Origin of the sequence: Pseudoalteromonas rubra (assembly GCF_000967655.1) — a bacterium.
Classification (GTDB): Bacteria; Pseudomonadota; Gammaproteobacteria; order Enterobacterales; family Alteromonadaceae; genus Pseudoalteromonas; species Pseudoalteromonas rubra_A.
Genome location: NZ_JXYA01000082.1, coordinates 1 through 14,021, shown reverse-complemented (window position 1 = coordinate 14,021; position 14,021 = coordinate 1). Strand labels below are relative to the sequence as shown.

Below are 14,021 nucleotides of genomic sequence, written 5' to 3'. Positions count from 1 at the left end.
CACCAGAAATGACTATATCTCTGAAGATCACCATGATGAGCTAATTTGAATTAGCTCCTATTAGAACACATATTTTGATTTTAACAGTTAAGGGTTTGTTTGCTTCGATAATGCTTTTAGTTTTTAAAGGTAGCTCAGTTCAAGACTACTTGGTTTGAGGTTCATAGAGAGTATTTGAAGAAGCGTTACTCTCTATGAATTTCACACTTACCTAGTTCCTTGAAGGTTCGAAATAATTCTCAACAAGCGTATCAGCACCTAAGTTATTTTGATTTATAGCTTGATGAATAAATTCATCTGATAAGTTCTTTAGATCGGTATTTTTAAAACCTAAAACGAATGCTCTGGCATTACGTACTAGGTTCTTCAATCCTCGTTCCCTTAACACTACAACAGGTTCATTGAATCCAGTATTTGATTTTACTTTCTTTGTAGGGATGATAATAGAGTAATCGACTTCGGCCCCAGGATAAAATCGTTTGAACCATGCGATGTTGTTATTAAACTGCCCTGTTTCTTCTTTTAAAATTTCTGCCCGAGTGAGCAGGACCTCACTTTTACATTCAATAAAAAGGTACTTTCCATCTTTTATGGCCCATAGGTTGTCAGGGCCAGATTTCCAGTTCGAATCCGGCTGTTCAGTATTAAAGCCCAACAACTTACCTAGTTCGTCAATTGCACTTTCAAACCTCTCAGCTTTAACTCCAAAAGTTAATCTTGAAAATACATCATCCATGTAAACTAAAAAACCCTCAAAGTCATCATGCTGGCTGATCAAGCGTTTAATATTCATTATCCGCTCCTGTGCTTTGAGATCTATTTTCGTGAATTGGTATCCACTAGGTGGTAAAAATAAACGTTTATTGGTGCTATGTGCGTTGACTTGCATTGCCATGCCCTCAACACGGTTGAACGCATATAAGTATCGAGACATCTCTTGTAAATACCATCCTTTTTCTTCTTTAGAAAGTTTCGAGGAGTGAGAATCCAGAAGGTTCTGAATTGTATTTACTGCTTTTTCGTGTTTCCCTTCAGAATGATAACATTCTGCCTTGCGTTCAAGTATGAGCATGTTGTCACTGGCAGACGTTGAACGATCATCACTGTTGTCAATCGACTCCATATTATCAATGTAAAACTGCTTCCATGACTCATCCCTCCCTAGCCCTTGGGTTATTATGGAGCTGAGCATGTCAAAATAGCTTTGTGAATCTTGTTTGTCTTCTCTGGCAAACTTTGCCAGCTCCAAACCCATGTCTATTTGCTTTCTGGTTTGCGGTGATAGGTAAGTGCTAGAGCCTTTGAAACGAATTTGTTTAATGAGATCGTTACCCAGGAGCAAAACAATGCAATAGTCTTTTTCTCCTCGAACTGCACGCCCTAAACCTTGTTCTATCGTTTGAGCTGTTTTGATTTGTGTAAATGTGCTATTAGGTACACAAAATTCAATATATTTTTCAGTGATTGTTTCTGTTATGGGTAGAGAGTCTATAACAAGGATTCGACACATGTTGTCGGGGAGATCGACGCCATCATACTTTGCTGCCATTGCAATGGGGGTTGGAAATTGACCTTGCTTTAATTTTTCAACTTCCTCTAATAGGTTTTTAGCATCGACAGCTTTGGCACCTAAGCCTTCCCATATCTTTCTATGCCAGTTGCTAGGAGTAATAGCTACGACTCCAAAGCTTGTATTTCGCCATTTACCAACCCAGTTGACAATCGCCTCCCTTGTAAGGCTTCCATCTATAAGAGAAGGTATTAAGAGCATTTTTTCCCCTGACCACTTTTTATCGAAAGTCAGTGGGTTCTGTATAACTTCTTTCTTTAAGCCGAGATCTCGAATAAAAAATGAGTCGTTTGAAATGGTGGCCGACATAAACACTCGATGAGAAGCTCTAGAAAATGTGCCGAACATTTCTATAGGGAGTAATCGTGGTGACACCTCAATTCCTGTGCCAGAAAATACAGCTGTACAGTGTTTTAAGTTGTCTTTCAATAAATCCCATGTAAACCATACAGACTTATCCTTGGTTTTATTGTACTTTGAAAGAATCTGCACTACTTCTTCTTGTTTACCTTCCCATTCCCAATAAGGTACAGATAATATGGCACTTTTGGATTCATTGCAGATATCGGCATATGTTCCTGCTCCTTGTCCCTTTAATGCATCACCAAACAGCTGTAGCAATTCATGGTAACAATTTGATGATCTCGGAATTTGAAACGTACTGGCTGATTTTATTGTTTCGATACAGCTATGTGCATCGTCTAGCAGAATGTTTTCAACATCAATGGAATGTTGGCCTATTCCAAAGTCTGCACTTCGACCATTAAATACCTTTTGAGCATGTGTGATTAGTATCTTTTCACCATTGATGAAGTCTTCTGGTAATCCAACTTCACTTATTTCGCAGTGATGTATACCGAATTCTTCAGCCTGTATTCGAACTTGGTCGGCGAGATATTTGTTAGGGCATACATACAAGCAAGATCCTTTACCCTGATTTATCTTCGATTGGAGGATCAACAAACCGATTAAAGTTTTTCCTTCTCCAGTAGGCAGTTTTAAAATTACATCTCTCTTGTTTTTATAATTTTCAAACCAGTTGCTTAAAACTGTATTTTGAACTGGTATCCGAAGAGGTCCTTTATTAGCATGTCTATCCAAAGTATCGTAAATTTCACATGGATGAATTTTTCTTTCTAAACCTCTATTAGATGAGCGTTTTTCAAAGTTAATTGGCATACCTTATCCTTGGAACAAAGTTGTGTTCTAGATTTGAGTTTTATGATTTGTCTACTTAAATATTAGTTATATCTTGAACCAATGATGTTGTCATTATCTAAAGATCCTCTTCTGCCTCATTCTCTATTTCAGCGACTGAGCTTTTAAGGGATTCCGCGTCTTGCAACAATGACTCTAATTCAGCTTCTGTATCTTTTTTACTTGACTGAGCATCGGAGTAAGTCTTGTGTTTTTCATGGATGATATCTCGCAACTCATTCATGTAAGTGATGTCAACCTGTGAGTTGGACTCTACCTCTAAATGATTGTGGTAGAGCAGCCTATTCCCATTCGCTGAAATTATTTGTTTGGAACCACATTGTTTATCATCACTGCATTGACTGTAAGTTAAGTAGCTTCCATTACTTAGTTTTAATTCACTCTCATACTTTTTAGCACTGTTGATGTTGAACATGGAGTTTGTGGTGTAGAAAATATCTTTCTTCCCTTTATTTAGCGTTATAGCAAACTCACTATTATTTACTGTATAGCTAATAGGTATTATGTCGAGTGTTCCAATTAAGTCATCGTTGTCATTTGAGTCTTTACTTTTTAATGCAGTTGCAATTCTATTATATCTATCTTTTTTGAACTCAGACTCTTTTTCCTTTAGGTTAGGTGAATATGCATCAGCGTAGTTTATAAAACCATCTTCATTTACATCGATAGGTAAAATCCTACTTGAAATATAGGACATAATTCTGTCTTCCAATGTACTCATCTTTGCTATTTCGTAAATTGAAGAGGTTATTAGATTTACAGAAAACCCTTCTGAGCCTAGTATCACTTCCGTTGGTATTACACCATATATCTCGGAAGGTATATCAACAGTGCTTGAACTATCAATACTACCAAATGAAGATCTTACAAGAAGAAAGTCAATCTCCTCAGATTCAAGTTTGTCTTTGATAAATGTTTGGCTTATTTGAAAATTTCCAGCTTCATCTGTACTTGTGGTATAAATAAACTTAGATCTATCCAATGTAAATATATCAATTGATGCATTAGAGACACCATTTTTACCTACATTTACAGAAGCATTCATTAAGCTTTTCTCATTGTCTTCAGACAGCTCTAGTTGCCCTCTAGAAGCCTTGCATGTGGCATTACTACCATTATTTTTACCCTTACATTCCCAGGTAACTGTACTTCCAGCAGCAGGGAAGCTAAAAGGCTTATTGTGTTCGTCTCCTGAAGAACAAAAATTATCAGCACTATTAAATTCAAAATCCGTATAGGAGTAGGTTTTGTGTGCTGAACCGCATGCTCCGTTGATCGTGGTCGGGACTGTTGCTACAGGATTATCACCACCTCCACCTCCACCACCACATGAAGTTAGAAGTACGAGAGATACGGATAAAGCTAAACTCAGTTTTATTTCTTTCATTTGAAATCTTCCATTTTCATATAGTCATACTCCCAATACTCTGAATTTGGTTTTACGGGTAGTAACTCTTTTGGAATGAGGGGATGATCAATTTCAACCTCAATTCCTTTTAACCAAGCTAGTTTGGCATATCCAAGGGCTGGTATGGACAGCAATTCATTGTAGATTTTTTCAGGGTTTCTATATCTATGTTTTTTTGTTGCAAGAGTCATAATTGCCTCTTCAATTTTGGGTATATCTTTTTTTCTGATCCCTTCAAGAGCATCCAAATCAGGAGTCATCCACTTCCAATCTTTTTTCTCCGCTCTGTTTCTACTAATTTTTAATTGCTTATCAAAAAGCTCAAAATCTTCTCTTATTAATGCTTGGATTAAGGGGACTAGAGACCCACCTTTAAGTCTGGCGTTATAGTTTTCCCCCTCTATTTTTGCGAATCTTTCTATTAAATCGGCATTATCAGAAAGCAATAAATAGACCACGTCTCGAATGTAAAATTTCAATGATTGATCGCTATCAAAAATTCTTACGTTAATTTCAGTTGCTCTTCCATCAAGGAAAAAGTATTGTTTTGCTTTTTCTAAATTTTTTTCATTGAATATATAATAGCAAGACTGAGCTCTATAAAAGCAAATGCTTGCTAAGTTTGTTCCGCGAGCTTCTTTTGAGGTGAAAAATATTTGTCGTATTTTTTCCTCAATTAGACTTATTTTGAAGCATTCTACAAGCTTTGTTGATAGTTCTTTTTTCATTGGTCTATTTTTATTATATCTAAATTTTTTGTCTTTCTATTAACACCGGCTACGTACTTTTCTATTTTCCCAGTGTTTAACTTCAAAGCTGATGCAAGCTCTTTTTTCTTACCACCTTCAGTTATTAGCTCTGATATTACCTTGTTTATCCACTCATCTGACATTTGATCTGGATTACCCCCTTTTCCTGTTGTTAACTTTGCAGCACCATTGTGAAGTTGTTTCGATTCTACAATAACTATTTTTGTTGGATTATCAAGTGGACCTTCTATAAAAATATCATCAAAACCATGCTTGCAGTTTGTATAATAGCACCCTAACTCCTGGTATGATTTGTATGTATCACCAAGCATTTCTTGAAAAACATTGTTATTGAGCTCTTCTGTTTTTTTACCGTCAGGATCATTTTTACCTTTCCCTCCATTTGCAATATCGTCAGCTTTATCTTTATTTTTTCCAGTTAATTCAACACTAATACCAAATTTATCAAACTCCTTTTTACCTAAATAGGTAGCATATTTAACCGCTTTGATTTTACTCAGAGGCTGACTCGTGGTTTTTAAAAACTTCTTTTTAACACTTAGTGCTCTTGACGCAATAACCCCTGGTTGCCTATTTGTAGCTTTCTTGTATTTGCCTCCAATACCTAATGTCGCAAGCTCAAATGAGGCTCTTAACTCATCGTTTGAGTTTATGACATCGGCAATATCACCAGCTTTTGTTAAAACTTCATTTCTAAACTCTTCGTCTAGTGAGTTAAAGGCAGCTGAAGTGATACCTTGTGTTTTTTTAAGAAATGCGTCTATTTCGGGTTGACCAGCACCGTATATGGCAGAGTCGACTACGGAAAATATAGCTTTGAGTGTTCCTAAAGGGATTTTATAAGTGAAGCTTACAGCTCCATGTGCTCTATCTTTTATACTGGCATTTGAGTCTAAAGCTATGTTTATTCCGTTCGCAACACTGTTTCCCGTCGCTACAATCTCATCTTTATATGTATTGAATGAGAGTGTTACAGCATTTTTCAATCGCTCAACAAGTTCCTTAGGAATACTATTTTCTAAGCGTTCAACATCTGCAAGTGAAAGGGATTCTTCTTCTCCGATATAGCATACAGATTTATATTCATGATCTAGGGGTGGGATTGAACTTGACTCATATATGTCAATATCATTCTTAACGTCTTCAGACAGTAGGTTTGACAGCAGCTTTAGGTGTTTTGAATTATTTGCTTGGAAAGATGGTGTTATGAGTCCTTGGCCATCTAAGCTGTATTCAACCCACACAGAAGCTGGAAAGGGTGCTTCCTCACTATACTTAACATATATCAAGTAGTTATATCTTTCGTCTTCTCCCTCAATAGTATAGGAGTATTGCTTTTGATCAGACTGGTGCTGGTCAATGAGGCAATTGTTATGTATATCAAGCCAAAGACATTTTTCTTCACTATCTATGTTGTAAGATATGTCTTCTAAGTTCAGATTTGATAATGATTCGCTTATATATAAATCTATTTCGCTTGTAGTGTCAGATTTCAGAATGGTGGACGTGATTATCTCAATGTCTCTCTGAGCCCTATCTATTTCGCTTAAGATCTCTGATAGCTTATCTCGCTCAGCTTGTAATTTTCGCTCAATGTATTTCTGCCTATCGTCACTATCATATATGCCAAATCCAGAGTTTGATAATTTGTTACTAGCATTGCCATTCTTATCATATGCTACTGCTGACCACTCAAGATTTTCTCTTTTCCAGAATGGTTCAGTGGTTGCATCTGGGTAATTCGATTTTTCATATTCGTACTCAGCGTAATATAAACCTGAACCATGATCTAAATTGACCTTGACTGGAGGCCTTTCACTACCATCAAAATTTACATCTAAATAATCTAGATCTTCGTCGGGGTCGTCTACTTTAAAAAGGATGACTGCTTTATCAGAGATTTTTAAGTACTTACCTGACTTGCTCCTAAGAAAGTCTATCCCCTCATATTTATTCTCAGTTTTACCATGCTCAACAAGCGTTATAATTGGCGCAGAGTTGCTATCAGGTAAGCCAAAGATGGCTTCAGCATTACAGTCGCCTTTTATAAATAGTTCAATGGTGGTGTTGGTAGTGTCTGATGTTGATTCACATGAGCCAGAAATACTCCACCGAATGAAGCTGTATCCAAAGTTTGGTTCAGAAGTAAAGGTGAGGTAGGCAGGTTCATATAATACTTCTGAGCAGTCTCCTGGGCAGTCAATTCCAACGGCTGTTGTTCTGCCATTATTCGAAACAACTGACAGAGTAAAAGGATCAGGAGATTCGACTATAAAATTATCGATAATTTCAGTTGTGACTGATTCACCTTGGTTATCTTCAGCGGAGAATCTGAATTCATACTGGCCTGCGGTATCAAAAGTCGCTGACTTTCCAAATGTATATCCCGTGCTTACATTTCCGGAGATTGCATCTAGAAGAAGGTAAGACCAATTTCCTTCTCCTTGGATGCGATAGTGTACGGTGGCGTTATAAATATTCTCAGAATCTGCATCTTTGAATATTGCCTCAAAGGAAGTGCTTTCACCTATTTGAACAGACGACGGAGAAACATGGCCAGATACAAATTCCGGTGGCTGATTTGGTGTCTGTTCAGGTGTAACCTGAATATACCAGTCTTCAGAGCCACTGATGGTCTCTCCGCCTTGCCTATTTTTCAAGAAGAGACGTTTGTTTCCAGTTACTTCGGCTGTACATGTGAGTTTTAGCTGAGTACCTAAGTTGTTAGTGCCTTCATTATGGCAATGGCTTTCAGAGCCCTCGATATTGGCAACAAAATCAGAACCTAGCAGTTCACCTTCAATGGTGATCTCGGTAGGTTGATTCTGAACGATAGTGGTAGGGCTAAAGCTGTTGGCTGTTGGAGCTGGATTAGGAGGCGACACTTGAAAATTACCAACAACTTCAGTGGTGACTGATTGCCCTTGATTATCTTCAGCTGAAAATCTGAATTCATATGAGCCTGCGATATCAAAAGTCGTTGATTTTACGAATGTATATCCCGTCCTTACATTTCCAGAATGTGCATCAAGAACAAGGAGAGACCAATTTTCTTCTCCTTGGATACGATAGTGTACAGTGGCGTTATAAATATTCTCAGAATCTGCATCTTTGAATATTGCTTCAAAGGAAATGCTACCACCAATTTGAACTGATGAAGGAGCAGCATAACCAGATACAAATTCCGGTGGCTGATTTGGTGTCTGTTCAGGTGTAACCTGAATATACCAGTCTTCAGAGCCACTGATGGTCTCTCCGCCTTGCCTATTTTTCAAGAAGAGACGTTTGTTTCCAGTTACTTCAGCTGTACATGTGAGTTTTAGCTGAGTACCTAAGTTGTTAGTGCCTTCATTATGGCAATGGCTTTCAGAGCCTTCGATATTGGCAACAAAATCAGGGCCTAGCTGCTCACCTTCAATGGTGATCTCGGTAGGTTGATTCTGAACGATTGTAGAAGGACTAAAGCTGTTAGCTGTAGGAGCTTCTCTCTGAATGACAAAGCTCTTTTCGCCAATTTTCTCAGAGTTCAAGTAATACTCAACAGACCAATTTCCAGGTTGCTTGTTAAGCAAAGGTGCGTATGCTTTGTACCATTGATCTTCATTCCAAGTGAAGGTGCTTGATTCCCTCTCTTCAGTGCCGAGTTGAGAATTTACAAATCGCCATTCAACAACATGTGGGCCATTAGATAAGCCTTCAAACTTAACCCATGCAAAAATATCTTCTGCTTCATCAAAAGAGCTTTGTTCCTTAGTGCAATCAAAAGGGGACGATGATTGAACTTCAGAGCAGATTTTGAAATCGTAACTGCTAGGAGTGTCTTCTGGGCGAATAAGAATAGACCAATACTGAGTCGAACTAGTAGCACCAAGCTCGTCAACTGCTGCAACTGAAACTCTATATATACCAGAAGCGGAATATGATCTTGAAAAGGTATGGGACTCGTTATTTGTTGCTCCTTGAGTTTCTAAGACATTTGTGCCTGCATTTACATCCCAGTTAACGTCAATTTGTTTTAAATTCCCATCGCTGTCAAATGCGGAAACTGTAAAATCTACCTGCTCGCCGATAACGTAACTGTACTGAGGTTCTTCACGTGGCTTTTCAATAATAGTGAGTTCAGGGGAGTTGTTAACGTCTGAAGCTTCTTCAACGGTTATTGTCCACCTGAGAGTCTCACTTGTAGCACCTTCCTCATCATATGCTGTTGAAGAGATTGTATATTGGCCTGCTGTATTAAAAGTACGAGAAAAAGTTTCGTGCTCATAGTTTGTTGTTTGTCTGCCTTCTACTTCACTTCCACTGTCGTCATTCCAGTCAACATCAATTTGGCGTAAATTGCCGTCACTATCATGTGCGGACAAGACAAATGTTACTTCGTCGCCTATTTCATAACGTGAATTAGGCGAGCTGTGAGACTGAAGTACTGGAGGGGTATTTTCTATTGGCTGGGTAATTTCAATGTACCAATTTTCAGACCCACTAACTGTATTGCCCTCTGATTGATCTTTGAAATAGAACCGCTTACGACCTATTTTCGTAGGACGGCACCTAAAGTCGATGTGCGAAAAAGAAACAGATTCTTTATCACAATGATTGGATGTCCCTTCAATATTGGCTACAAAATCGGGCGAAAATCCTCGGCCTCTTACCATGAAGTTTGTGAACTCACCTAAGGTAGCCGTATTTTTTGAAATGCTATCTGCTTCAGGAGGGAGGACCGTGTAGTGATATGTTTGCGTCTCACTATAGAGAGCTCCATTGCTGAATATCCCAATTTTATATACGCGATCGCCTGCTTTTTTGATTGTTTTTGAATAGGAAAAATAAGTTCGGTTACTATTCTCTTCCATGACTTTGTAATCAAGCCAACCACCACCACCGTCTCCGAGAGCGATTCTTAGGTCATTCTCTCTCGGCAAGGCACTGCTAAGAGTGACTGTAAAAGTGAAACTTTGATTAACATATCCTGGGTTCGGAGTGACACTTACCGGCGAAGCAGAAAGACCAAAAATAGTACAGAAAAAAACGAGAGAAAGAAGAAACCTCACTCAAACCTCCATTTTGAAATGATGTGTAACAGTTTGTTAATTATTGTATCTGAAATGTAGTTTGTGGTTGCTATTTGATCAAGAGGAGAGGTGTGAACTTTTTGTTTTCTTGATCTATATCATTTGATGTTGATGTAAAAAATAGAGTGGTTGCTTATTGAAAAGCCACTAAAATGACAAGATAGAACGAAACTAGAAATCTTTATCAAAGTCACTTCGAGATGGTTCAACGTTTCTGAGGTTTCTCACCTCCGCTTTTCTAGCTTCGATGATTGATGTTTTTGTATTCTTATCTTTAGAGAGATAGGACTCTAAATAGTCAAGCTCATTACGATCAATTAAGCCTTCTTGAGTGAGAGTATGCAGGTCTTCGATTGAAAATGAACTGATTGCCATCTCAAGAGTATTAGTCGTTACCTCCATTGCACTTTGAAGGTCTTCCTTAGAGCCTAATCGATCTTCCCAGCCTTGTTGATCATGAAAGTGAAAGCTTGCTTCGATATTCAGCCACGCTCTATAAGCCTCTTTAAAAGCTTTTGCTTTAGCTTCAAGAGAATCGTCTATAGGATGGTAAAAGTGAGCTTTCAAAACGACACACCAGTTGACTGAACATATAAGTGATTCTGTGCTTGATCGCTTCAAAAAGCAATAGCTGTAATATTGCTTTGATTTCCAGAGGAAAAAACATTACTTTAATCAGCTATGGGACAAGCATTTTCACCGCAATTGTGCGAAATATCAGACACTATGGGGTTGGGGCTATATCAGCGTTTAAGCACGCAAGAAGCCTCACTTTTTTTGCGTTGTCCATTGAAAACGGTCGAGCAACTGATTGCTCAAAATAAGATTGGTTACATATCCCTTCCAAATGCAGACATAGAGTTCTTTGGTTACATGCTTCTGGAGTACATGTTGGAGCACGTTAACGAACCAGTGAAGCAAGCCAAGCAGTCTCAAAACACACATCAGGAAAGAATCTTAAGGCTAGAAGAAGTTACCCAAATGGTTGGGCTTAGTCGCACAACATTGTGGCGTATGGAGCGAAAAGGCGAATTCCCTTCGCGCGTTCCGATTAGTAGTAGAAGTGTTGGCTGGCGCTCTGTTGATATCGAAAACTGGATGAAAAACAGATAAATTTATCTTTTTTCACCCGAGGGGTATAAAGTGGGGTATCACTACTTTCTCCCATTTTATTACTTTAATTAAAACAAATGCTTAGACTCAATGTGGGCGGCATGATGTAATCAACCCCCTAAGCACTTAACGCTTTGAAAAACCCGGCTTTGGCCGGGTTTTTACATTTCAGGTTGCGTATAATTGGCAAGCGTGTGAGGGCTGCGTATTTCGCTGATTCCGATCGGTCATTTCGCTGTAAACCGATCACGATTTTTCTTCTCTTTTTTCCAAGGCTATTTTTAACCTGTGTGATCGGGTTGGGTCAATGGCGATTTTCTTAACGACTCTCCTTTGAGCTCTATTTTGTGCCCGTTGTGAACCAGGCGATCCAATAAGGCGTCGGCTATCGTCGGGTTGTTGATCAGGCTGTGCCAGTTCGCCACCGGCACCTGGCTGGCAATGATGGTGCTGCTCACCTGATAACGGTCTTCCATCACTTCCAGCAGCTCTTTTGCCTGCTCCTGGCTCAGCGCTTCCAGTCCCCAGTCATCCAGGATCAGCAACGGGGTTTTATTTAAACGACCCATTAACCGGTTGTAGCTGCCATCCAGCCTGGCGCTGTGTAATTCATCCAGGAGTCGCCCCAGTCGGTAATAGCGGACGCCTATCTGGCTGCGGCACGCCTGCTCGCCTAAGGCACAGGCCAGGTAGGTTTTACCGCACCCCGTGGCGCCTGTGATCAGGATGTTTTGCTGCTGACGCAAGTAGAGACCACTGAATAACTCTGCGCCCTGTGCCTTGCTCAGCCCCCGTTGCAGTGTGTAGTTCAACTCCTCTGGCGGCGCATTCAGACGGAACTTGGCTTGCTTTCGCAGGCGCTGAATTCGGTTGTTTTCCCGCCCCAGTAATTCATGCGCCAGCAGCAGTTCAAGCCGCTCTTCGAAGCTCAGTTCATGATAGGTGTTGGGCTGCTGGCGCTGCTGTTCCAGCGCTTGCGACAGCTGGGTTAATTTCAGTTGTCGCAGTTGTTCTATTAATCTATCTGACATGACTATCGTCCTCAGTTGTAGTAGTGGCTGCCACGCACATTGGCATGGCATAAATCGACCGGCTGCGAAGCTGATAACGTGACATCTTCGCGCTTATGTTTGAGCAGGTTTTCAATAAACTGACGCTGTGGTTTGCCTGCCAGCAAGGCGCTCTGACAGGCTTTTTCTAACCGTGCCTCACCGTATTGGCGGCTCAGATTCAGCAGTCCCAGCGTGCTGCGATAGGCCTGCTCCGGGTGGGGTTTGCTGTTCAGCTGGTGCGCCACCACTTCCCGACAGCCCGGGCCAATGCTTTGTCCCCAACTGAGCAAACGGCCTGGCGACCATTGTTGTTTTTGATGAAACTCGGGCATATGTTCACTAAGGGTGCTGAAGCCGTATTCTTTATGGCTGCGCTGGTGCCGGGCAATACACTGATTGTGGTGATAGATGCGTACCACGCGTTGCCCGGCTTCGAGACTGACTCGCTCACCGACATACTGATGCGGCACAGAATAAGCGTGTTTGTTGTACAGCACATGGTAATCAATATTGACTTTAGCCTGCTTGTGGTCGGTGTATTCGTAGCGCGACTGAGGCAGTGGCGTGAGCGCAGGCTTGTCCAGTTGCTCAAACAGGCCCTGCCGGTTGCCCGCCATGGCTTTGAAGGGGCGCTGATTTAATTCCTTCAGTAACGCGCGGAGCGTGGCATTCAGTTCAGCCAGCGTGTGGAACACCTGCTTGCGGATCCGCATTAACAGCCAGCGTTCGACAATCAGCACCGCATTTTCAGCTTTGGCTTTATCCTTGGGTTTATAAGGTCTGGCGGGCATCACCGCGGTCTGATAATGGCGGGCCAGCTTCTGGTAGTTTTCGTTCAGCACGGGCTCGTATCGATCCGCTTTGGTGACAGCACTTTTGAGGTTGTCCGGCACCAGCAGCCTGGGCACTCCGCCGAAGAATTCAAAGGCATTGGCATGCGCCTCCAGCCAGCTCTGCTGATCCTGCCCCGCAGACGCTTCCACGTAGGTGTAATTCGAGGCGCCCAGTGTGGCGACAAAGATCTGGGCCTGGCGCACCTCGCCGGTATCCGGATTTACAATGGGCACAGTCGGGCCGCAGTAGTCGATAAACAGCTTGTCACCAGCTAGGTGAAACTGGCGCATGCTGCGCTTTTGCTTCTTCAGCCAGCGTTGATAGAGCGCGCAGTACTGAGTGTACTGATAAGCCGTATCGAGGTTTTCGTCCAGGTATTCCTGCCATAACAGCAGCTTGGTCATGCCTTTGCGCTTCAGTTCCTGATGGATCAGGGCGAAATCGGGCAAAGCCTTGACAGCAGGCAGGGGCCTTTTTGGAAACAAAGCGGCTTCAAGTTGCAGATCGTTGAGGTCATCAGGTAAGGGCCAGCTCAGGTTCGCGGTGTTGAAGCGGCCGAGCAAGTCAGACACAGTCGCGGCCCCCATTTTAAGGCAATGAGCGACATCCCGGTTGGGTAATTTAGCATCAAATTTAAGGCAATGAGCGACATCCCGGTTGGGTAATTTAGCATCAAATTTAAGGCGGAATACATCTCTGATTTTAGACATAGTGGTTCTCTTTTTCGGCATAGTACCCTCAAGCGCTCAAGACTAACTGAACACAAAGGGTAGTCTTTTGATAAAAAAGGAAAAAGAGAAGATTCCGGAGTAACCGATCAAGGATTACGCGAACCCGATCACCCATTTCGGAGAAAAGGCCAATTTGATCGGTTTAGAGCGAAACGGCTGATCGGTTTAAACCGAAATGCGTGATCGGAATGGAGCGTTATGAGTGATCGGATTCGAGCGGTACATGCAAAAGAGAAATGGTCCCTAAATTTTG

At 41.1% G+C, this 14,021-nt stretch carries 8 protein-coding genes; 1 reads left to right on the top strand and 7 read right to left on the bottom strand.

Annotated elements, in window-relative coordinates:
* Positions 1 to 211: 211 nt before the first annotated feature.
* The 5 genes from TW77_RS23225 to TW77_RS23205 form a co-directional block, all read right to left on the bottom strand.
* A complete protein-coding gene (locus TW77_RS23225) occupies positions 212 to 2,749 on the bottom strand; it encodes a DEAD/DEAH box helicase family protein (protein ID WP_046007353.1) in 2,538 nt (845 codons plus the stop codon).
* 97 nt (positions 2,750 to 2,846) lie between these two features.
* The gene (locus TW77_RS23220) at positions 2,847 to 4,175 is read right to left on the bottom strand and encodes a hypothetical protein (RefSeq protein WP_046007352.1); all 1,329 of its coding nucleotides are present in this window, start codon (positions 4,173 to 4,175) and stop codon (positions 2,847 to 2,849) included.
* Positions 4,172 to 4,924 (bottom strand): Imm49 family immunity protein, encoded by a 753-nt coding sequence (locus tag TW77_RS23215; RefSeq protein ID WP_046007351.1) that lies wholly within the window; start codon positions 4,922 to 4,924, stop codon positions 4,172 to 4,174. Before TW77_RS23215 ends, TW77_RS23220 begins: the two co-directional genes overlap by 4 nt.
* Complete coding sequence (locus TW77_RS23210; RefSeq protein ID WP_162197990.1) at positions 4,921 to 9,819, bottom strand: cadherin repeat domain-containing protein; 4,899 nt, start codon at positions 9,817 to 9,819, stop codon at positions 4,921 to 4,923. Before TW77_RS23210 ends, TW77_RS23215 begins: the two co-directional genes overlap by 4 nt.
* Before the next feature lie 390 nt (positions 9,820 to 10,209).
* A complete protein-coding gene (locus TW77_RS23205) occupies positions 10,210 to 10,605 on the bottom strand; it encodes a hypothetical protein (protein WP_046007349.1) in 396 nt (131 codons plus the stop codon).
* Between the two features lie 114 nt (positions 10,606 to 10,719).
* Between TW77_RS23205 and TW77_RS25700 the strand changes: the two genes are divergently transcribed.
* The gene (locus tag TW77_RS25700) at positions 10,720 to 11,151 is read left to right on the top strand and encodes a helix-turn-helix transcriptional regulator (protein WP_046007348.1); all 432 of its coding nucleotides are present in this window, start codon (positions 10,720 to 10,722) and stop codon (positions 11,149 to 11,151) included.
* Positions 11,152 to 11,432: 281 nt separating this feature from the next.
* On the opposite strand, the gene istB is transcribed toward TW77_RS25700, so the two are convergent.
* Both istB and istA read right to left on the bottom strand, forming a co-directional pair.
* Positions 11,433 to 12,182 carry an IS21-like element helper ATPase IstB gene (gene istB, locus TW77_RS23195; protein ID WP_046007347.1) on the bottom strand — a complete coding sequence of 250 codons (750 nt, stop codon included), beginning with the start codon at positions 12,180 to 12,182 and terminating at the stop codon, positions 11,433 to 11,435.
* An 11-nt stretch (positions 12,183 to 12,193) separates the two neighbouring features.
* Complete coding sequence (gene istA / locus TW77_RS23190; RefSeq protein ID WP_046007346.1) at positions 12,194 to 13,768, bottom strand: IS21 family transposase; 1,575 nt, start codon at positions 13,766 to 13,768, stop codon at positions 12,194 to 12,196.
* Positions 13,769 to 14,021 lie beyond the last annotated feature (253 nt).

Bases quoted from the DNA above. Each gene is read 5' to 3' on its own strand.
- istA (WP_046007346.1), bottom strand. From the start codon at position 13,768: ATGCCGAAAAAGAGAACCACTATGTCTAAAATCAGAGATGTATTCCGC.
- TW77_RS23210 (WP_162197990.1), bottom strand. From the start codon at position 9,819: ATGGAAGAGAATAGTAACCGAACTTATTTTTCCTATTCAAAAACAATC.
- TW77_RS23225 (WP_046007353.1), bottom strand. From the start codon at position 2,749: ATGCCAATTAACTTTGAAAAACGCTCATCTAATAGAGGTTTAGAAAGA.
- istB (WP_046007347.1), bottom strand. From the start codon at position 12,182: ATGTCAGATAGATTAATAGAACAACTGCGACAACTGAAATTAACCCAG.
- TW77_RS23220 (WP_046007352.1), bottom strand. From the start codon at position 4,175: ATGAAAGAAATAAAACTGAGTTTAGCTTTATCCGTATCTCTCGTACTT.
- TW77_RS25700 (WP_046007348.1), top strand. From the start codon at position 10,720: ATGGGACAAGCATTTTCACCGCAATTGTGCGAAATATCAGACACTATG.
- TW77_RS23215 (WP_046007351.1), bottom strand. From the start codon at position 4,924: ATGAAAAAAGAACTATCAACAAAGCTTGTAGAATGCTTCAAAATAAGT.